General features: G+C 46.4%; 15 protein-coding genes and 1 pseudogene. 9 read left to right on the top strand and 7 right to left on the bottom strand.

Features of this window, described 5'->3' with window-relative positions; genetic code table 11:
- Positions 1-100: 100 nt before the first annotated feature.
- Positions 101-325 (bottom strand): annotated as a pseudogene (locus JGK22_RS06485) (glycoside hydrolase family 25 protein); the annotation flags it as partial.
- Between the two features lie 113 nt (positions 326-438).
- Here JGK22_RS06485 and JGK22_RS06480 point away from each other — a divergent pair.
- On the top strand, positions 439-933 hold the full coding sequence (locus JGK22_RS06480) for a DUF427 domain-containing protein (protein WP_293185828.1): 495 nt from the start codon (positions 439-441) through the stop codon (positions 931-933).
- A gap of 640 nt (positions 934-1,573) precedes the next feature.
- A complete protein-coding gene (locus JGK22_RS06475) occupies positions 1,574-2,689 on the top strand; it encodes a GGDEF domain-containing protein (RefSeq protein ID WP_293204765.1) in 1,116 nt (371 codons plus the stop codon).
- A 221-nt stretch (positions 2,690-2,910) separates the two neighbouring features.
- On the opposite strand, the gene JGK22_RS06470 is transcribed toward JGK22_RS06475, so the two are convergent.
- The gene (locus JGK22_RS06470; RefSeq protein WP_293204763.1) at positions 2,911-3,918 is read right to left on the bottom strand and encodes a methyltransferase domain-containing protein; all 1,008 of its coding nucleotides are present in this window, start codon (positions 3,916-3,918) and stop codon (positions 2,911-2,913) included.
- A gap of 516 nt (positions 3,919-4,434) precedes the next feature.
- Between JGK22_RS06470 and trxB the strand changes: the two genes are divergently transcribed.
- Positions 4,435-5,802 (top strand): thioredoxin-disulfide reductase, encoded by a 1,368-nt coding sequence (trxB, locus tag JGK22_RS06465; protein ID WP_293185824.1) that lies wholly within the window; start codon positions 4,435-4,437, stop codon positions 5,800-5,802.
- Positions 5,803-5,853: 51 nt separating this feature from the next.
- On the opposite strand, the gene JGK22_RS06460 is transcribed toward trxB, so the two are convergent.
- Positions 5,854-6,156 (bottom strand): hypothetical protein, encoded by a 303-nt coding sequence (locus JGK22_RS06460; protein ID WP_293185823.1) that lies wholly within the window; start codon positions 6,154-6,156, stop codon positions 5,854-5,856.
- Positions 6,157-6,355: 199 nt separating this feature from the next.
- On the opposite strand from JGK22_RS06460, the gene JGK22_RS06455 reads away from it, so the two are divergent.
- The 4 genes from JGK22_RS06455 to JGK22_RS06440 all read left to right on the top strand — a co-directional run bounded on the left by JGK22_RS06455 (position 6,356) and on the right by JGK22_RS06440 (position 12,319).
- Complete coding sequence (locus JGK22_RS06455; protein ID WP_293204760.1) at positions 6,356-6,955, top strand: class I SAM-dependent methyltransferase; 600 nt, start codon at positions 6,356-6,358, stop codon at positions 6,953-6,955.
- A gap of 32 nt (positions 6,956-6,987) precedes the next feature.
- Positions 6,988-8,145 carry a glycosyltransferase family 2 protein gene (locus JGK22_RS06450; protein ID WP_293312561.1) on the top strand — a complete coding sequence of 386 codons (1,158 nt, stop codon included), beginning with the start codon at positions 6,988-6,990 and terminating at the stop codon, positions 8,143-8,145.
- Positions 8,146-8,155: 10 nt separating this feature from the next.
- Positions 8,156-9,040, top strand: coding sequence for an ABC transporter permease (locus JGK22_RS06445; protein WP_293185819.1), 885 nt, complete (start codon positions 8,156-8,158; stop codon positions 9,038-9,040).
- A 258-nt stretch (positions 9,041-9,298) separates the two neighbouring features.
- Positions 9,299-12,319 (top strand): tetratricopeptide repeat protein, encoded by a 3,021-nt coding sequence (locus tag JGK22_RS06440; RefSeq protein WP_293312559.1) that lies wholly within the window; start codon positions 9,299-9,301, stop codon positions 12,317-12,319.
- Here the strand turns inward: JGK22_RS06440 and JGK22_RS06435 are convergent.
- Positions 12,316-12,546 (bottom strand): hypothetical protein, encoded by a 231-nt coding sequence (locus JGK22_RS06435; RefSeq protein WP_293189374.1) that lies wholly within the window; start codon positions 12,544-12,546, stop codon positions 12,316-12,318. The two genes, JGK22_RS06440 and JGK22_RS06435, sit on opposite strands and share 4 nt — an antisense overlap.
- Positions 12,547-13,346: 800 nt before the next feature.
- Here JGK22_RS06435 and JGK22_RS06430 point away from each other — a divergent pair.
- Both JGK22_RS06430 and rpoD read left to right on the top strand, forming a co-directional pair.
- Positions 13,347-13,508, top strand: coding sequence for a hypothetical protein (locus JGK22_RS06430; RefSeq protein WP_293178500.1), 162 nt, complete (start codon positions 13,347-13,349; stop codon positions 13,506-13,508).
- 686 nt (positions 13,509-14,194) lie between these two features.
- Positions 14,195-15,364: an RNA polymerase sigma factor RpoD gene (rpoD, locus tag JGK22_RS06425; protein ID WP_293178503.1), complete on the top strand. Its 1,170-nt coding sequence runs from the start codon at positions 14,195-14,197 to the stop codon at positions 15,362-15,364.
- Positions 15,365-15,602: 238 nt separating this feature from the next.
- Here the strand turns inward: rpoD and JGK22_RS06420 are convergent, their stop codons facing one another.
- The 3 genes from JGK22_RS06420 to JGK22_RS06410 form a co-directional block, all read right to left on the bottom strand.
- Entirely contained in the window at positions 15,603-15,755 is a 153-nt protein-coding gene (locus tag JGK22_RS06420) for a chlorophyll A-B binding protein (protein ID WP_293178506.1), read from the bottom strand.
- Positions 15,756-15,881: 126 nt separating this feature from the next.
- Complete coding sequence (locus JGK22_RS06415) at positions 15,882-17,324, bottom strand: ATP-binding cassette domain-containing protein (RefSeq protein ID WP_293269336.1); 1,443 nt, start codon at positions 17,322-17,324, stop codon at positions 15,882-15,884.
- Positions 17,325-17,607: 283 nt separating this feature from the next.
- Positions 17,608-20,160, bottom strand: a complete 2,553-nt coding sequence (locus JGK22_RS06410; protein WP_293189378.1) for a DNA topoisomerase (ATP-hydrolyzing) — start codon at positions 20,158-20,160, stop codon at positions 17,608-17,610.
- Between the last annotated feature and the right edge of the window lie 17 nt (positions 20,161-20,177).

The following is a 20,177-nucleotide window of genomic DNA, read 5'->3' as shown; positions in this document are numbered from 1 at the left end:
ACAAGGGTATGGCTTTTCTAATTTTGATAATTTTAGAAATCGCGTATTAGCTTGTTTCTTGCATTAGATAAAATTATCACCATAAGTTCTGGAGAGCCAACAAATCTATTTGTCCTTGAACGCTGCTTTCCGGTCGAAAAAAGTGATATGCACCGCGTTGAATCCCCGCAGCTTTAATTCCCCCCCAATTCCGGGCGAAAGTTTGGGAAACTAATGTTGCACCTTCCGTCGATTTGACAAATGCGAACAGAATGCCTCCCTTGGCAACGGCTTGCCAATTGACGTTGGGCTGGTAGTCGGAAACATCTATACCGCGAATGCTCATATAATGGAGAGTTTAAGAAAGCTGGCGCAAGTCTGAAGAAGCGACTAGATTAAGGCTACATTAAATTGTAATGCTAAGTTGCTAATTGTTTTTTTGTAGGGGAGATTGTACAAGTGAACCTCGATCGCATAGAGCCAGGCCCCGGTCAAGAGTCGGTTTGGGATTACCCGCGCCCCCCTCGTCTTGAGGAATCGACCAAACACGTACAGATTATTTTTAACGGAATGACGATCGCCGATACGCGCCGCCCGTTTCGGGTATTGGAGACAAGTCACCCTCCAGCCTACTATATCTCTCCCGAGGACATCCAAATGGAATATTTGCATAAAACTTCACGGGGATCTTGGTGCGAGTGGAAGGGACAAGCGGGTTATTACACTGTGACGGTAGGGTCGAAGGAAGTTGTAAATGCTGCTTGGTTTTATCCTCATCCCAATCAGGTTTTTGCAGCTATTAAAGATTACGTGGCTGTTTATCCGAGCCAGATGGATGCTTGTTATGTGGACGGGGAATTAGTGGAATCTCAACCAGGAGATTTTTACGGAGGTTGGATTACCAAAGATATTGTCGGCCCTTTTAAGGGAGGAATCGGAACTTGGGGTTGGTGAGTTCAACAGTTGACAGTTGACAGTTGACAGTTTGAGAGTTGACAGTTGACAGTTGACAGTTGACAGTTTGAGAGTTGACAGTTGACAGTTGACAGTTTGAGAGTTGACAGTTGAGAGTTGACAGTTGAGAGTTTGAGAGTGATCTCTACCCTTAAGTCCGAGGATTGGAGTAATGAATAGTCTGATTTTAATTTCTCCCGAAAAACGTTCCGGCTTTCAACCAATTCTTTCTGGTAATTGTGAAATTGCTGGGTTTCTCACCACCCTTCGCGGCTTTAGGTTTTGATTTGAGGAATGGCAAAGAAACCGCGTTTTTTACGCACAACTTAGTTACGAGTTCGTCTCGGCTTAAAAACTGATTTTGTTGAGTTAGTCTGCGCCATACATGAGTTAAGGGCGGGCGCAGAAACCTTTTCTTGCGCGACAACAAGCCAACAAGAAAAAAATCAAGAATACTATAAGTCTATTATTAAGCGAGGATGAACCAATGCAATCCACACTGCCGAAGCTAACGAATCAGCCCCTCCTCAAACAAACACTGTAGTCAAGAATACAGCCAATGCTAATAAATAAATGTTAAGATAATTCAAGAGCTGACACTAGATTTGTTGCTGCTGTATTGTTCATTCGGATATGCGCTGTGTCTGTGGAATTTATCGCGCCATCTAACTTCCCTGAAAAACCACCTGAAAATTTAACTTTAGAGTCTACTCTTAAGGATCTGGCTGTCTTTAATTTTCAAATTGAAGCTTCATCCCTAGCCAAAGACGTAGCTCGGTTGTTTCAATCTCACCCCCTGCTTCCGGGAGTTATCTTGACGGTAAATGGAGATTTTTTAGGAATGATATCGCGCAGGCGATTTATGGAAAGGATGAGTCGCCCATACGGAGTAGATATATTTGCTTGCAGACCAATTCTGGCTTTGTATCAAATAGCTCAAACCGATACTTTGATTTTACCAGAAGTAGCCTTAATTGTCATGGCTGCTCAGCGAGCCGTGCAGCGGCCGCCGGAACTACTTTACGAGCCGATTGTTGTGCAGTTAGCACCTCAAGTTTACCGACTGTTAGACGTGCATCAAGTATTGGTAGCTTTAGCTCAAATTCACCAACAAGCTACTTGGTATATTAGCGAGCTTTATTACAATTTATCGGTAATACAATCTGAACTAGAAGCAGCTAATTCTCAATTAAAAACAGCTAATTCCGAATTGTATCGCCTTGCTAACTCCGATGGTTTAACTTTGGTAGCAAACCGCCGCTGTTTTAACGAATATTTAGATAAAACATGGCAGAGATTGGGACAAGAAGCAGCAGAAATATCTTTGATTTTATGTGATATTGACTTTTTTAAGAAATACAACGATAGTTACGGACATCAGGCGGGAGATGCTTGTTTGCAGCAGGTAGCACAAAAAATTGTTGAGGCGGTAAATGACTCGGCAGGCGAAGTTTGGGAGGAAATGCTGGTGGCTCGTTACGGAGGTGAAGAATTTGCGGTAATTTTGCCTCGAACTTCACCAAAGATTGCTGTCTCGATTGCAGAACATATTAGAGTCTCGGTGAAAAAAATGGCAATTGAAAATATTAACTCGCCAGTATCCCCTTGTGTTACACTAAGTTTGGGAGTAGCGAGTACGGTTCCTGTACCGACAATCTCAAAAAAAGATTTGATTGCAGCAGCCGATCGTTCGCTTTATCAGGCAAAAGACGCAGGGCGCGATCGGGTCATATTCGATACTGTAAAGTTAGATTAAGTAGATAAGCGGCAAAAATTGGTTCGTAGTCAGGACTTTAGTCCTCATCAAAATTTCAAAAGTTGATTAAGTAGATAAGCGGCAAAAATTGATTCGTAGTCAGGACTTTAGTCCTCATCAAAATTTGAGGACTTTAGCCCTCACTACGAACAACTTTGATGGGATATGAGATAATTCTGGAGCGACTAGGAAAAATTTAGTTCGATCGCACAATCCACACTTTACATCCAAACCCGCTCGGCCGTCCAGTGCCTGTCCGAAGATTCATAAATCCTCAATCCCTCCAATCGGGCACTTTCCACCATTGTCTCAATCTCATCCAGGGTAAAAGCCGCTTGTAGCGAATCGCTGAACAGTTGTTTCTGATGCGAGTTGCAATCTGCCGCATAGAGCTCGACTAAATTATCCCTAATTTCCCGTGTTTCGGGCCGGAGTAAATCCCGCAAAAATATTGCTCCGTTCGGCTTCAAAACCCGCCGGACTTCGCGTAAAAACGGCAGCGGATCGGGCAAATGGTGGATAATGCTGTTGGAAATCACCATGTCAAAACTATTGTCGGGATAAGGCATGGCTTTAGCATCAATTAATTCGAGATTAATTTGCGATCGCACTCGAGCCTTTTCCACATTCTGCGCTCCAACTTTCAGCATATTTGCCGACAAGTCAATACAGGTCAATTTCCATTCCGGCCGCAGTTGAGTGAGGGCGATTGGAATTCGCGCCGTACCCGTACCCGCGTCCAAAACGTTTCCAAAAACCGGCCCCAAAGCAGCCGCACTCTTGGCAAACGCAGCATTAACCTCAGTGAAGTCCATCGAATCGTATTCGATCGCCTCTTCCAAGGAATCCATCACCTCCGGTTCCAAAACTCGCTCCATAAAATTTATCTTGTCATCTGGGATTTCTATATAGGGGCTGAGTTTCGCCTGCAAAAGCTCCACCAACTCCGGTTCCATATATCTGTAATTATCCGGGATTTGCAGGCAAATAACTTCCTTGTCCTTAATACTGTCGGGAAATTTGCTGCGAAGTCGATCCCCATGCTTCTTTTCCATCACAAATATCAAATCCGCCCAACCGAGCAAACCTTCAGTTACTTTAATTCTCGCACCTTTTTCGGTTCCAGCCGATCGCGCGCTGTACCCGCTAATTTTCTCGCAGATCTTCTCGGCCGTTAAACTCCGCCACTTATTCTGGCTGCACACAAACAATATCTTTGTTCGATCCATTTTATCTGCGTTAATCCGCGTACATCTGCGGTTAAAAATCTCAATTCCATTGCTCCGACCCACCTTGCATATCATAGATAGGGTATTTTGTCAAATTTGCCAAAATTTCCGTTACAATTATTAACCTATAAAATGCCTGTTTTGCACAAAAACTTGTATTTTTAATATTGGCAGAGTTCGTTTATTTAACGATTTTAAAGAGTTTCAGGCGATAAAAGCAAAAATAGTTATAGCACCCCTTGAGTATCAGAATCCTATAATAGCTCAAACGGCGCAAATTCGTCAAGTAAATGAGAATGGAATCAATAGTGAAGGGTGGTAATTTTGGGGATTTTTGGAGATTGATTGAACATTTAAAACAAAATTACTTTTTCTATTGTTTTTACTTATCAAAATTGCTTCTGCTGTCCCGATCGCCCTCAACCGCTCAACAATAGAAATAAGCTCGATCTAACTTTCTCCATCTCTGTTATAATTGAGATTAAACGAAGTCGTTATGAGTTCAAGTAAGCAGCTATGACTGAACAAGCCGTAGAAAACCTAGTAATTATTGGCTCTGGCCCCGCAGGTTACACAGCAGCCATCTACGCCGGGAGAGCCAACCTGAAGCCAGTCGTTTTTGAAGGCTACCAAACCGGAGGAATTCCCGGCGGTCAACTGATGACCACCACAGAAGTCGAAAACTTCCCCGGCTTTCCCGAAGGCATCACCGGGCCGCAACTGATGGATCGGATGAAAGCTCAAGCAGTGCGCTGGGGTGCGGAGTTATACACAGAAGATGTAACTTACGTTGATTTAACCCAGCGGCCGTTTACAGTGCGATCGGACGATCGAGAAATCAAAACCCACACGATAGTAATTGCTACAGGCGCGACGGCGAAAAGATTGGGTTTGCCTAGCGAGCACGTATTTTGGAGTCACGGCATTTCTGCCTGTGCGATTTGCGACGGCGCCACCCCAATTTTTAAAGGAGTAGATTTAGCTGTCATCGGTGCGGGCGATACCGCAGCAGAAGAATCTATTTATCTGACAAAATACGGCTCTCACGTCCATATGTTGGTGCGGCGCGGTCAGATGCGCGCTAGCAAAGCCATGCAAGACCGAGTGCTGAGCAATCCTAAAATCACCGTGCACTGGAACACCGAAGCTGTGGATGTTTTGGGAGTGCCGGGGAGCAAGATGGATGGGTTGAGAATTAGAAATATTGAGACCGACGCCGAGAGCGATTTGCTGGTGAAGGGTTTGTTTTACGCGATCGGTCACACTCCCAACACTCAGCTTTTCCAAGGTCAGCTAGAACTCGACGAACTAAGCTATATCGCCACGAAACACGGTTCGGTAGAAACCAGCGTCGATGGAGTGTATGCTGTCGGCGACGTGCAAGACCACGAGTTTCGTCAAGCCATCACTGCTGCCGGTAGCGGCTGTATGGGGGCGATGCTAGCCGAAAGGTGGCTGTCATCGAACGGCTTGACTCAGGAATTCCATCAAACCAAGGAATCGCAGCAAGCAGCAGCGCCGCCCGCTCCAAAAGTACGCAAAACCAGCGAGAACTTTGATATCAACGACACTCGCCACGAAGGAGGTTTTGCTTTGCGGAAGTTGTTCCACGAGAGCGATCGACTGATTGTAGTTAAATACTCGGCTCCGAGTTGTGGCCCTTGCCACAGTCTCAAACCGATTTTGAGCAAAGTAATAGATGAGTTCGAGGGCAAAATTCACTACGTGGAAATTGACATCGAAGAAGATCCCGAAATTGCTGAAAATGCTGGCGTGATTGGTACGCCGACGATTCAGTATTTTAAAGATAAAGCTTTGGTGACTGAGCTTAAGGGAGTTAAGCCGAAAAGCCAGTACCGCGAGTTAATTGCCAGCAATTTGTAAGCTCGTGTCGGCAGAGGATGACTGCGATCGGATTGGTTGCTAGTGAGAATTTCAGTCTCCCCCACAGAAGGACTTGCATTCCTCACTACGAACGGCGGACTTGCATTCCTCACTACCAGCCTGGTCGATGTTTGATAAAATTATGACTGGCGCCGATCGAGCAGATTGTTGAGCAAAATCTACCCAGCAACCGAGTCGATCGAACTGCGTCGGTCTGTCCGGAACAAGTACGACCGCTAAACTTTGCCGATCGCGTCCGGAACCTCCAGGATTGGAAGATTTGAAACCATAACTGTCCCGTTGCAAGTGCAGCACAAAGGCACGCCGAACTAACCAATCCCAAGGCGATCGCATACCGGAACTCGAAAGCCTACATAATTAGACTTGAATTGCCAAAATCGAAAAATACCCTGAAACGATCTGCGTTTATCTGTCTTTATCTGTCTGACATCTGCGGTTTCGGGAACGATCGAAGACTTATGCAATTCAAGTCTATTCAAAAAAAACAATATAAAGCCCTCCTAGAAAGACGGGGCTTCTACCCATTTTTCTGATGACAGAAACTAACTTGAATCTCCAGCCAGACTACTGGAATAAGATTTGGCAAGAAGAAGGCCGCGGAACTTGGCGTCGATATCCCGGCTGCTTCGGCAGAGTTTGTTGGGCCGTCGGACACGGGCTGGAAGTTTTAGAACTCGGATGCGGTTCAGGTGTCCTGGCTTCTCAGTTGTTAGAGTTTGGCAATTCAGTAACTGGGTTAGATATTTCCGAAGCTGCGATCGCCCAACTTCCCAAACAGATCTCAGGGGTAGTCTCAACTTTACCCGAAATTCCTTTTCCCGATCGCAGTTTTGATGTTGTAGTAGCAACAGAAGTTTTGGAACATATCGACGACGATCGAGCGTGCGTGATAGAAATAGTTAGGGTGTTGCGATCGGGCGGCAGAGCTTTTTTTGCCGTACCCAACGATTGCCTCGGCCCTGATGAAGAACCAGAGCACGTTCGCAAGTACACTCCAGAAAGCCTAATGGATTTACTCTTGCCTTACGGCGACGTTTTTACGGAAACATTTATTGATGAGTTCAGTGTTGGCAGAGATCTTATTGCTCTACCAAGCATTTTAGCCGCACTCTACCTTCCCAGCGACAACTAACTTGTTTGAGTTGCAAGATATCAGGATAAAAAATGAGCATTAGGGCAGCACTCGGACAAAAACCATTTTTATCTTTTTGTGCGATCGTCAAAAATGAAAGCGAGAATTTAGCGCGCTGTTTGGCTAGCGTTCAACCCTACGTTGATGAAATAATTGTAGTCGATACGGGTTCTCAGGACGGTACGCCGGAAATTGCCACTCAGTACGGAGCAAAAGTGGGATATTTTGAGTGGTGCGACGATTTTGCGACGGCGCGGAATTATGCTTTATCTTTAGTGACGGGTGAGTGGATTTTAGTGCTGGATGCAGATGAGGAGTTAGTTGTCACATCAGTAGATTTTAGAGAAACCCTCAAATCGCAGCCCGAAGCGCTGGCTTATTCAATAATTAGAACAGAAGTAAGGCATCAAGCGGGAATGACTCCGCTACACATGATCCGCTTGTTTCGCAATCTCCCAGAAATTAGATATGTCGGTCGTTTTCACGAGCAAATCCAGTATCAAAACCGCAGTTTTAGCGACAGTGCAGTCAGCAGTTTAGATAGTGTCAGAGTATTGCATCACGCTAACAGCCACCAACAAGTCGCCGCCAAAGTTGTCAACCGCAATATTCCCATCTTAGAGCTGGCCCGACAAGAAGAAGGGCTTAGTCTCATGCTATTGTACTCCCTAGCTGGGATGTACGGCTCAGCGGGCGAGGACGAGAAAGCGCGAGACTGCTGGGAGGAAGCATTAGAAAGATTGTTTCCGCATTTGATAGACGGCAACCCTCCAGAAGAATTTGGTTTCATTCCCTCCTTAGTTTTTACTTTAGCAGGGCGATCGCTCCAAAATCGAGATTACGAAACAACCGTGTTACTGTGTCAGCGAGGTCTAGAATGGTGTCCCAACTATCCTCCCCTAAATTATATAGCTGGCATGACATTAATTAATCTAGGATTTCCGTTAGGTGCCGTTGCTTACTTTGAGAATTGCCTGAAACTGGGTAAAGATAACAGCTACTATACAAGAGAGCCTTTCGAGCCAAGTTTCACCACCACCGACCCGGCTTGCTGTTTGGGTCTAGCTTATATTAACCTGAAGCGCTGGTCGGATGCAGTATCGGCATTTGAACTAGCGCTGACTTTCGATGAAAACTGCACAGCAGCCCAGGAAAATTTAGCAAAAATCCGACAAAGCTTCAATCAGTAAACGGCTAAACATGACACTAAACAAAGTTCAATTACCGCGATTTCTCAACATTGCCTCACCGTCAAGCCTGTCAATGAAAATGATGTGGGCGGGTTTGGCAATAACTGCCTTATTTATCATAGTAGCAACCTTATCTCCCGTCATGCAAGGTTGGGGATGGCTGCAAAATCCTACCGATGCTTTGATTAACCCGATTCACGAACCGCCGTCGGCGAATTATTGGTTCGGTACCAGCCGCAGCGGCTACGATGTTTTTTCGCGCACGCTGTTTGCTTCGCGGGCGGCTTGGCAAGTCGTGATTTTAGCCACAGCGTTGAGTTTGTTTATCGGCGTGCCGCTGGGTTTGGTTAGCGGTTATTTGGGCGGCAAGCTCGATCGCGTGCTGTTATTTTTAATGGATACAATTTATACGTTGCCGGGATTGCTGCTTTCGTTAACTTTAGCATTTGTCGTGGGAAAAGGAGTATTGAATGCTGCGATCGCCCTGAGCATTTCCTACATCCCTCAATACTACCGCGTCGTCAGGAATCACACCGCCAGCGTCAAAACCGAATTATTTGTCGAAGCCGCCCGCGCCATGGGTGCTGACACTTGGACAGTGTTGTCGCGCTACCTGTTTCTCAACGTAATTCAGAGCGTACCGGTGCTGTTCGCGCTCAACGCCGCCGATGCAATTCTAACATTAGGAGGCTTAGGATTTCTCGGTTTGGGACTTCCCGAAGAAACTCCGGAATGGGGACACGATTTGCGTTTAGCTTTAGATGCGCTACCTACGGGCATTTGGTGGACGGCTTTGTTTCCCGGTTTGGCAATGACTTTAATGGTTGTTGGGCTGTCTTTGGTGGGAGAAGGATTGAACGAATTTGTCAATCCCCGGCTGCGGAACCAGCAGTAATAGGAAAGATTGGTTCGTAGTGAGGACTTCAGTCCTTTCTTCTCTTATAATTATAGTCCTACAAAAAGGTTCGTAGTGAGGACTTCAGTCCTTTCTTCTCTTATAATTATAGTCCTAAAAAAGGTTCGTAGTGAGGACTTCAGTCCTTGCCTTTCTCAATACTCTAGTCTAAAAAGGTTTGATCGTTCGGACTTGGGTCCTTTCTTTTCCGAGGACTAAAGTCCTGACTACGAACTGTTTGACAAGCAAACGCAAAAGATGAAATACCAAACATTTCTCGAACACATATCCGAGTTGTACAATAACTGGGGGACACCGCAAGCCGAACCAAAATCCAGTCAATTTCAGCAAATAATCAACTCTCTGCAAACCACAACGACAGCCAATGCAATGCAGTTGCTAAATTTTGCTGTCGAATGTATGTCTCCCGAAGAAATTTACTGCGAAATCGGCTGCTTTCAAGGCGGCAGCTTAATCGGTACGCTGCTAAATCATTCACAAATAACCGCTTGTGCCGTTGATGACTTTTCGGAATTTGATACTTTTGGCGACAGCAGCGATAATTTAGGAGAAAACCTAGCCAACTTTAATATATCGGAACAAGTTGTTTTTTGCAATCAAAATTTTGAGGAATTTTTCTGGGATTTGCGGGAAATGCAATCTGCCGATCGCATTGGTGTATTGTTTTATGATGCCGCTCACGATTATCGATCGCACTTACTAGCTTTACTTTTATCCAAACCTTTTTTAGCAGACTCGGCACTGATTGTCGTCAGCAATAGCAATTGGGAGACTCCGCGTCAAGCCAACTGGGATTTTATCGCCGCCCACCCTCAATGCCAACTGCTATTTGATTTTTCTGCACCTGAATTTAGCGATGCTTGGAATGGCTTGCAGGTTTTTAGTTGGGATGTCGTCAATACATCCGGCAATTACGAGTGGTCAACTTTTCAGCAATTGGGCAGTCGAGCTGCGATTCAATCAATTTACGATTTGCAGCAATCCGATCGAAAAAAAATCACCGCAGAGCTGTACAGTCAAGCTTTAAACCTGCACCAAGCCGGACAATTTATAGCAGCAGAGGAGAAGTACAAGCAGGTTTTGCAGTACGATCCAAATCAAGTAGATGCTTGGCAAAATCTCGGTACACTTTATTATGCCACAGAGCGGTATCGAGAAGCGCAAGATCTGCTGAGCGAATGTTTGGCGGTGGATTCCTCCGTAGCTGGCGCTCATTACAGCTTGGGCTTGGTGTTGGAAAAAACCGGGGATGTTATCGGTGCCGTAAGAGCTTATCGAGAGGCGATCGCCCTCGAACCCAACTGCATTGATGCTTATAATAATTTAGGCAATATTTTAGGACAAATCGGCGATGTCGATCGAGCTGAGTCAATTTACCGTCAAGCGATCGCACTTAATCCCGCTCATTTTGGCAGCTATCTGAATCTGGGAAACTTGCTACTGTCGAAAACAGAAGTCGATCGCGCGATCGAGCTTTACGAAACTGCCCTGCAATTGCAGCCCGATGCTGCTGAAGTTGTCGCCAATCTCGACTTTGCCCGCCGTCTCAAAAATGACCCAATTCAAGCATACCTTTATTTTGGCAACGATTGCTATGGGCGCGGTGAATATCAACAAGCCGTTATCGAGTACAGGAAATTTTTAGAAGTTCAAACAGGCGACCTTCAATTATACTTGAATTTGGCTGAGTGTTACCAACATTTAGATGAATATGCAGCCGCCATTCAAGTTTGCCGGGAGGCGATCGAGCTTTATCCAGCAGACGCCAGTCTTTACCGCAATTTAGTCTTGGCTTTGGTAGCATCCGGGAGAAATTCAGAAGCGATCGCAATTGCGACCGATGCGTCGAGTTTATTTCCCGAAGACAGCTTTTTTAATCCGGGACAGTATTTAATTCTGCCGGTGATTTATCAAAGTGTAGAGGAAATAGCTGTTTATCGCGATCGGTTCGAGACGGGAATCAAACTGTTAATCCAACAAACCAACCTCGATACAGATGCAGGCCAACAAAAAGCCTTAACAATTATCAGTCAGCACACCAACTTCTTTCTAGCTTACCAAGGCGGCAACGACTTAGATATCCAGAAACAGTACGGGCAATTTGTTCGCAAAGTCATGGCTGCTAACTACCCGCAGTGGGTAAAGGATTTACCGCTACCTCCCCCCAGCCAAACCGGCAAAATTCGCATCGGCTACATCTCTGGCTGCTTGTGGGGACATACAGTCGGCAAATTAACCCTCGGCTGGCTGCAACACAGCAGCAGCGAATTTGAAGTATATTGCTATCAAATTACTGAGACGCAAGACAAATTTACTCAACAGTTCCGATTTTACAGCGATACTTTCCACTACATCCCCGGCAACTTAGAATTAATCTGCCAACAAATTATTGCTGACCAATTACACGTACTGGTTTTCCTCGATATTGGGCTGCAACCGCAAATGACTCAACTTGCAGCCTTGCGCCTTGCTCCCATTCAGTGTACCTCCTGGGCGCATCCGGTGACTTCAGGATTGCCCACCGTCGATTACTTCCTCTCCAGCGACTTGATGGAACCGGAAAATGCTGTTTTGCACTATTCAGAAAAATTAATTCGCTTGCCGAATATTGGCATTTCTTACCCGCAGCCCACGATTCCTAGCACAACGGCCACTCGTGCAAATTTTTGCCTGCGGGAGGGGGCTGTTGTTTATCTCTGCTGTCAAACTCTCTGCAAATACCTGCCGCAGCACGACTACATATTCGCGGAAATTGCCCGACAGGTTCCTCAAGCTCAGTTTGCCTTTATATCACGTCCGAATGTTGATATTGGTAAACTGTTTCAGCAGCGCCTCCAGCGGACTTTTGCTAAGTACGGTTTGGATAGCGCTGATTTTTGCGCGATTTTACCTAAAATGGATGAGAAAGCTTATTGGAATCTTCAACTTTTGTCTGATGTTTTTCTCGACAGTTTCGGTTGGTCTGGAGGTCACACGACTTTGGAAGCGATCGCCTGCAATTTACCAATTGTCACTTGTCCGGGAGAATTTATGCGGGGCCGCCATTCCTCTGGGATTTTGGAAATGCTCGGAGTGACCGAAACAGTTGCTCAAACCGCAGCAGAATACGTAAAAATAGCTGTGAGGCTGGGCTTAGAATCGGAATGGAGGCAGAGTATTGCCGATCGAATTTTGCAAAGACAAGGGCGTCTGTACGGCGATAAAACTTGCGTCGCAGCCCTTGAAGCTTTTTATTATCGTGCAGTTGAGTCAGTTTAATTATTCGATCGCGGTTGTCGGAGGTTTGGAGTCGCCAAGCGGTGATTGAGTGCCCAACAGGAGTGGCGATCGCGATCGGTTGCACAGTTGTTTTTAATAGGATAATGATGGCGGCAAATTTTTTGTCCTTGCCACCAACCTTTATACTTAAGCCTGAGTCTGGTTTTGCCGCTCCCTGTTTTCCAACAGAAGACAACTGTTTTGTCAGATCCTAGTCCCGATCCCATGAATCATTCCCCATGCCCAATCCCCAATCTTGCATCTAAAATAGCATGAGTTGGTTTTAAATACAGCAGGTCATCCCGTAATATTACTTAGTATTGCGGAGAAAAGGTTCATCGCGTCTTTATATTGCAGCGGATATTTTTTAATTAAGTATAAAGTTGCACGTCTTTTCAACAATCAGGTCAGACAATTTTCGATTTGAGATTTTCGATGGAATCAGCTATACCATGATGGTTGGGATCGCGGGTCTACCATCGCATTTTTTGAGGGAACAGGTGTCGGTTGAACGGCTAGCTCCTCTCAAGAGAGCTTGGAGTTTCTCAAATCCATCAAGTGTCGCCATGGAGGCGATCGCCCGTGAGGAAGATCTGCCTCGGCGAGATCGAGGTAAACTTAGTAATATTGGACTTAAGTTGTTTCTGAGATTAAAATGAATGTAGATATTAGCTAGAGAGACAAGCAATCCCCGAACAGTTCGCAGCGTAACAATTACCGCAGGAGCGAACTCTTAGCAAACTTTCTCATTCTGGCTGTTATCTCTGAGACCGCAAAGCTCACAGACAAGCTTAAATGAGAATGTGACGTTACGAACTTAATGTGATGTAATGTCAAAAGCAGCCCCAATTTTTCAAAATTGAGCTAACTTAACAAAGAAAGCCCCTGTTGCACTACTAAACCCGCAACGCTTCATTGGGGGCGATCGTCGGTCTCTCATGAGAGAGTTGCCGACTTACAACTAAAGCTCACAAGCTTTATTCAATCGCAGATTGCGTATGATTCAATTCAGGGAAACAGGGTAAAGATGGGTGCATCTACACGGATTGTATTGGTCTCAATTCCGGCAAGTCAAAAATTGTCTGCTAACTCTCTGGCAGACTGCGCCGCAGCCTTTAACCCAGATATCCACACAAAACAGCGCCGTTCGATCGCGCCCAAGTTTTTCCGGGCCGTTCTCAGGATTTAGCTGAGCCAGACATGAGTCAGTATTGTCAAGCTAAGCTGACAAAGTTTTCTAGGTTCTTGACAAAAAACGGAAAACAACTTCCATTTTTTGTGAGAACGGCTACAATCGTAAGGGTCTTTCCAAGATCCGATTCTCACAGTTTGGTGCTTCGACTCTCTGCTGTTACATTTGAGGCAGCAGACCCGCATCCAAGGTGGCGAAAATTTGCCGTGCAACTGTGATGTCTGACGACCAGAGTGAAAGCAGCAAGCAAATCAAAAGTTGGACACCCATAACAGAAAAGTTAGAGGGTTCCGTGCCAGAAAACTTGTACGGGTAAAACATCGAAGTGCCGAGTAAAAAAGCCAGTATTTTTTGAGGTGCGATCGCATCTCCGGGTTTGCTTTTCTGGGTCAGGTATCGCAGACGATGCGTTAACTAGCCCAAACAAGAAAAAGCCGCACGCTCAATCCGAGGTTGCGACGTTAAAGTCGGCGATCGAGTGAATGCGCTGGCTACTTCTTTCCCAGAGCTCGAACTTTGACTCATAAAATTGGTGCGGTTTCGGTTACTGCTTCACTTAGCAGACCGAAAATTCCACGATTTCTTCCTGCGGGAATGTCAATACTGGCTAACTTGTCTAAACTACAAACAGACACTATTCCACTGTTATTTATTCTTTAATTCAGGAGCATGAGGAAGGCGGCATGATCCAGGCTAACACCGTACTCGAAACCAAAATTACACCCAAAATGGAAACTATCGAGTTGCTGAGGAACGCCGAAAGCGTTCTACCTGAGAGCGAGTTGGAACTCTTTATCGACGAAGAAGACGATCGAGAAGATTTTCTAGACAACCCGTCTGAGGAGGACGACACTAAAGCTGGCAAAGGCGCGAAAGCCCGCCGTCGGGCTCAGGCAAAGAAAAAGCATTATACAGAAGACTCTATTCGTCTCTACCTGCAAGAAATCGGTCGGATTCGACTGTTGCGAGCAGACGAAGAGATTGAACTCGCCCGCAAGATTGCAGATTTGCTGGAATTGGAGCGAGTTCGAGAACAATTGCTCGAAGAGTTAGACCGCGAACCTAAAGACAACGAATGGGCTACTGCTGTAGACATGGCACTACCTGCATTCCGTCACCGACTCCACGTTGGTAGGCGCGCCAAGGAGAAGATGGTGCAATCAAACCTGCGTTTGGTGGTGTCGATCGCCAAAAAGTACATGAATCGCGGTTTGTCTTTCCAAGATTTGATTCAAGAAGGCTCTTTGGGTCTAATCCGGGCTGCTGAAAAATTCGACCACGAAAAAGGCTACAAATTTTCCACCTACGCAACTTGGTGGATACGTCAAGCCATCACCAGAGCAATCGCCGATCAATCCCGGACTATCCGCCTCCCGGTTCACCTTTACGAAACCATCTCGCGGATCAAAAAAACTACCAAGCTGCTTTCTCAGGAAATGGGCCGCAAGCCTACGGAAGAAGAAATCGCCACCAAGATGGAGATGACCATCGAGAAGTTGCGCTTTATTGCTAAATCCGCACAGTTGCCAATTTCTTTAGAAACTCCGATCGGCAAAGAGGAAGACTCGCGTCTGGGAGACTTTATTGAATCTGACGGGGAAACGCCAGAAGATCAAGTCTCAAAGAACTTGCTCAGGGAAGATTTGGAAAGCGTTTTGGACACTCTCAGCCCCCGAGAACGGGATGTACTGAGGCTGCGTTACGGCTTAGATGACGGACGGATGAAGACCTTGGAGGAAATTGGTCAAATCTTTAACGTCACTCGCGAGAGGATTCGCCAAATCGAGGCTAAAGCCCTGCGGAAATTGCGCCATCCCAACCGTAACAGCATCTTAAAAGAATATATCCGCTAGAGCATTTGTCTCGCATCACCCAAAAGAGTGATTTGCTCTTTTGGGGTGGAACCCCCTACCCCAAAAAGAGCGATCGCTGTTAAACATTGTACTGCTCAATGCACGACGGCAATTAGCTATTTGCTGCGGGTAAATTCTCCTGCAAAAATTGCGCTGCTAAAAACGCACGGGCAAAATTTTGGGAGTCCCCAAAAGAACTCCCAAGCTTTGCAGTGTCTGAAAAGTTTTAACTAGAAAATTAGATCAGGCCCCAGAAGTGCAGCACGCCTTGACCGGAAACCAATTCAATGATGACAGCGGCAGAGAAACCAATCATTGCTAAACGACCGTTCCAATTTTCAGCACCTGCGCTGAAGCCCCAGTTCCAAGCGTTGCGTTTTTGTTCTTGCATAGTGCGAACTCCCTTCATTAACTTTTGTAAGGCTCATGTTAATTAATATAACAGTTACTTGAAAAAAATGCAAGTTTGTGATGCGTGATATCGATCGCAAAGGTCGATCGACCTTTCTCCTGTTTCCTACCGAGGAAAAATCGCCAATTCGGTATCAGGATCGAACAAGTGAATTTTGTCATGGGCGATCGCCAGCCAAAGCTCCTCGCCAACACGGATCGATCGCTCGGGAGGCACCCGCACCTGCATCCGCACAGCCCGATCGTCAGTCAAACACACCCGCAAATAAGTTTCGTGTCCCAAAGCCTCCACAATTTCCACTTGTACCGACAAATTTTTGGTAGCAGGAGGGTTAATGCTGAGATGTTCCGGGCGAATGCCCAAAATCAGTCCTCGCCCGTCATATTTTTGTAGATTTTTCGCCCAAATATCGGGTAAAGTAAAGCGAAACTGCGGGTGAGAAATCAACAGCGGCGCGGTAAACTGCACGGGCAAAAAATTCATCGGCGGAGAACCGATAAACTCAGCCACAAATAGATTAGCTGGCTTGTTGTAAAGCTCTAGAGGCTTAGCGACTTGCTGAAGCTGGCCAGCATTCATAATCGCAATGCGATCGCCCATAGTCATCGCCTCAGTTTGGTCGTGAGTCACATAAATAGTGGTAGTGCCCAACTGCCGCTGCAACTGCACAATTTGCGATCGAGTTTCCGCCCTCAACTTCGCATCAAGATTCGATAGCGGTTCGTCCATCAAAAACACTTCAGGATTTCGAGCCATCGCCCTACCCAAAGCCACCCGCTGCTTTTGTCCTCCCGAAAGTTGTTTCGGCAAGCGATTTAAAAGCGGTTCTATTTGCAATAATTGAGCAACCGCCCTAACTCTTTCTCCTACCGCCTTTTCCCGTTCCGACAAATAGCGCAAACCCGGAGGAAGCTTGCGAGTTGCTCCCACTAAAAAGTCCTCCCCTAAAGTATATATTCGCTCTTTGCTTACAGTATTAGAAGCTAAATAATCGATCGCCTCTTCTATCTTATTCCTGATTAGTTCTACCTTCTCCCTTCTTCCTTTTTCTGTCACTGTCACTGTCTCTGCTTCCTCATTCCTTCTTCCCTCTTCCCTCTTCCCTCTTCCCTCTTCCCTCTTCCCTCTTCCTTCTTCCTTCTTCCCTCGGACTTCTTCCTTCTGTGAGCGGCGCAATCCAAAGGCGAGATTATCGTAGACTGTTAAGTGAGGATAGAGAGCATAATTTTGAAACACCATAGCGATATCTCGGTCTTTTGGAGGTAAATCATTAACGAGCCGATCGCCAATCCAGATATTGCCGGCTGTCAAAACTTCCAAACCTGCGATCGATCGCAGCAAAGTGCTTTTTCCGCAGCCCGAAGGCCCCACCAACACCATGAATTCCCCGTCGAGGACGGTCAGGTTAATCCGCCGCAAAACAGTGTTAGACGAAGAGCTAGGAGTCTCTGTTGAGACACTTTCTGCGACGTTGTTTGCTACTTTTTCCTGTTCTCCTTGGCGGAGGGGAAAACTTTTGTAGATATTTTCTAATACAACTTGCGCCATCAAACGATTTTAGATTTTAGATTTGGAGGAAGGAAGAAGGAAGAAGGAAGAGGGAAGAGGGAAGAATAATGGGAGAATTTCATTTTTGTAAAAATAATTTTTTCTTTTAGTGTGATCGTCCCCGGTCGCTTGCCGATCTAACCCTCGCGAGCGGGGACAGCACTATAAAAACAAAACTGAGATGCTCCCCAAATAATTACCCATTACCAATGACTACTGACTATTGACTACTGACTACTGACTATTGACTACTGACTACTGACTACTGACTACTGACTATTGACTATTGACTACTGATAACCTTGATAATTCTTTCACCAGGATTGAGGTCAAAAACCCGATCGCCCGGAGCATCCTTCCCCCAAAAAGCTATAGCATCAGTAGTCGATCGCAGCAGGCGGCCAGCAGTCGTAAAAAGTTTAACATCCGTACCCGGAACAGCCCGCAGCAATCCAACCAAAGCATCTTTAGGCTCTGCAAAGCGAAAAGCTTGAGTGCCAATTTCGCCGCGGTTAGTCAGCCTGACAGAACCCGCAGGCATTCGTTTAGCCCAACCCAACTCCGAAATTAGCACCAGACTGTCCTCCCGGTCGATCGTAATACAACCCACCAACTGTTCCTGCTTCCGCAACCTGGTGACTTGAGAACCCTGGGCGGTGCGGCCCATGGGCGGCAGTTGTTCGTCATCAACATCAAATCGGAGGACTCGACCTCCCGAAGTTGCGACGACCACTTGGTCGCCAACTTTGCTGAGACTAGCATTACGCAGTCGATCGTCCTCCTTGAGTTTAACAACAGTCACGCCGCGATTAGTCAGCTCAGCAAATTCCTGCATCGGCAAGCGCTTAATTTTGCCTTGTTGAGTCAGAGTTACTAAATCCGCAGCCTCCGAATTTTCCGGCAAAATAAAGTGTGCAACTGTGATTTCCGAGAAAGCACGACCTGCACTTTCTTTAGTAGCACTGGGCGACAACAAACTAACAATCGGCGTTCCCCGGTCTTTTTGGCTGCTACTAGGAATATCAGCCACTTTCAGCGGATAAGCTTTGCCGTTAGGAATTAAGACGACCAAAGTGCGATCGGTTTTTGTCAGGTTTGCCGTCACAATAAAATCTTCATTTTTTTCTAAAGCTGAAACCGATTTTTCGCGACTTTTCGAGCGCGGGCGTTCCGCAGCGGGCAATCGTCTCACGTACTGCTTGTGCGAAAATTCAACAATAGTTTCCTCCGGTTCAATATCGGGCAATAAATTAGGTGAAATTGTTGCCGGCAACAAAGGCTTCACACCAGCATTTTTCTTGCCAGCCGGTTGTGTTTGAGCAGTTCTGGCGCGTCCGGTTCCATTGGCAAATTTAGTGCGACGTTCGTCAGCGTACTTGCGTTTTAGCGATCGCAATTCCTTCTTTAAAGCCTTCAAAAGTTCGCGCCTGTCGCTCAACAACCGCTGCAATTCTTGAATATTCCCCATCAACTCATCCAACTCAGACTGCAAATTTTGCCTTTCCATACCAGTCAGCCGACGCATCGGCATCGCCAAAATCGCATCAGCTTGACTTTCGCTCAGATTAAGGCGAACTTGGAAAGTTTGCTTAGCAGTAGTCCCGTCAGGAGCATTTCTGAGAATGTCGATCGCAGTATCAAGATTTGTCAAAGCCAACATTAAGCCTTGGACAATGTGACAGCGACGTTCTGCCGCCTGCAACTCGTAATTGTAGCGGCGGGTGAGAGTCACTTCTCGGAAATCGAGAAATTCTTGCAACAATTGTCTCAAGGTCAACTGTCGGGGTTGACCGTTGACAATTGCCAGCAAAATCGCGCCAAAATTTGTTTGCAGGTCAGTTTGTTGGTAAAGACGAGCCAGCACCGCCTCTGGAGTAAATTCTCGTTTAAGTTCAATTACAACTCGAATGCCTTCGCGATCGCTCTCGTCACGCAAATCAGAAATACCGTCGAGGCGGCCGGCATTCACCAACTCCGCCACCTTTTCAATCCAAGCTGCCTTATTTACCTGAAACGGAAACTCCGTCACGACGATCGCCGTTTTAGTTCGTACCTTGCGATTCCCAGGCACTTCTTCCACCCCAGCTATACCCCTGACCGCAATGCTACCTCGACCCTTAGTGTAGGCATCAACAATGCCCTCTGTAGAGACGATTTCCCCTCCGGTCGGGAAATCTGGGCCCGGAATTAGTTCGATCAACTTCTCATCCGAGATCTCCGGATTTTCAATCAAAGCAATTAAACCGTCTACCACCTCGCCCAAATTGTGCGGCGGGATATTAGTAGCCATCCCGACAGCAATGCCAGTACAACCGTTGAGCAACAGAAACGGCAACTGAGCAGGGAGCGCCGTCGGTTCCTGCTGCGAACTGTCAAAGTTATTAGTAAAATCAACAGTTGCGTCACCGACTTGGGTTAGCATGGCTTCGTGGGCGATCGATGCCAGTCTAGTTTCCGTGTAGCGCATCGCAGCAGCAGGGTCATTGTCCACCGAACCGAAATTGCCGTGACCCGCCAGCAAAGGATAGCGGCTCGAAAACTCCTGAGCCATTCGCACCAGAGCGTCGTAAACCGATTGGTCGCCGTGGGGGTGATATTTTCCCAAAACATCTCCAACTACCCGGGCGCACTTGCGGTAAGGTCGGTCTGGTGTCAAACCGAGTTCGTGCATCGCGTACAAAATTCGACGGTGCACAGGTTTTAAACCGTCGCGGACATCAGGCAAAGCTCGCCCGACGATCACACTCATGGCATATTCGAGGTACGATTGCTGCATCTCGGCGTGCAGAGGCGTAGAAATTACTTGCCCGGAAAGTAGGTTGAGTTGTTTAGCCATGAGTCCTTATGTCTAAT

The organism is Microcoleus sp. PH2017_08_TRC_O_A (assembly GCF_020738665.1).
Classification (GTDB): Bacteria; Cyanobacteriota; Cyanobacteriia; order Cyanobacteriales; family Microcoleaceae; genus Microcoleus.
Note: the sequence above shows the minus strand (reverse complement) of the source record. Positions and strands in the feature narration are given on the sequence as shown.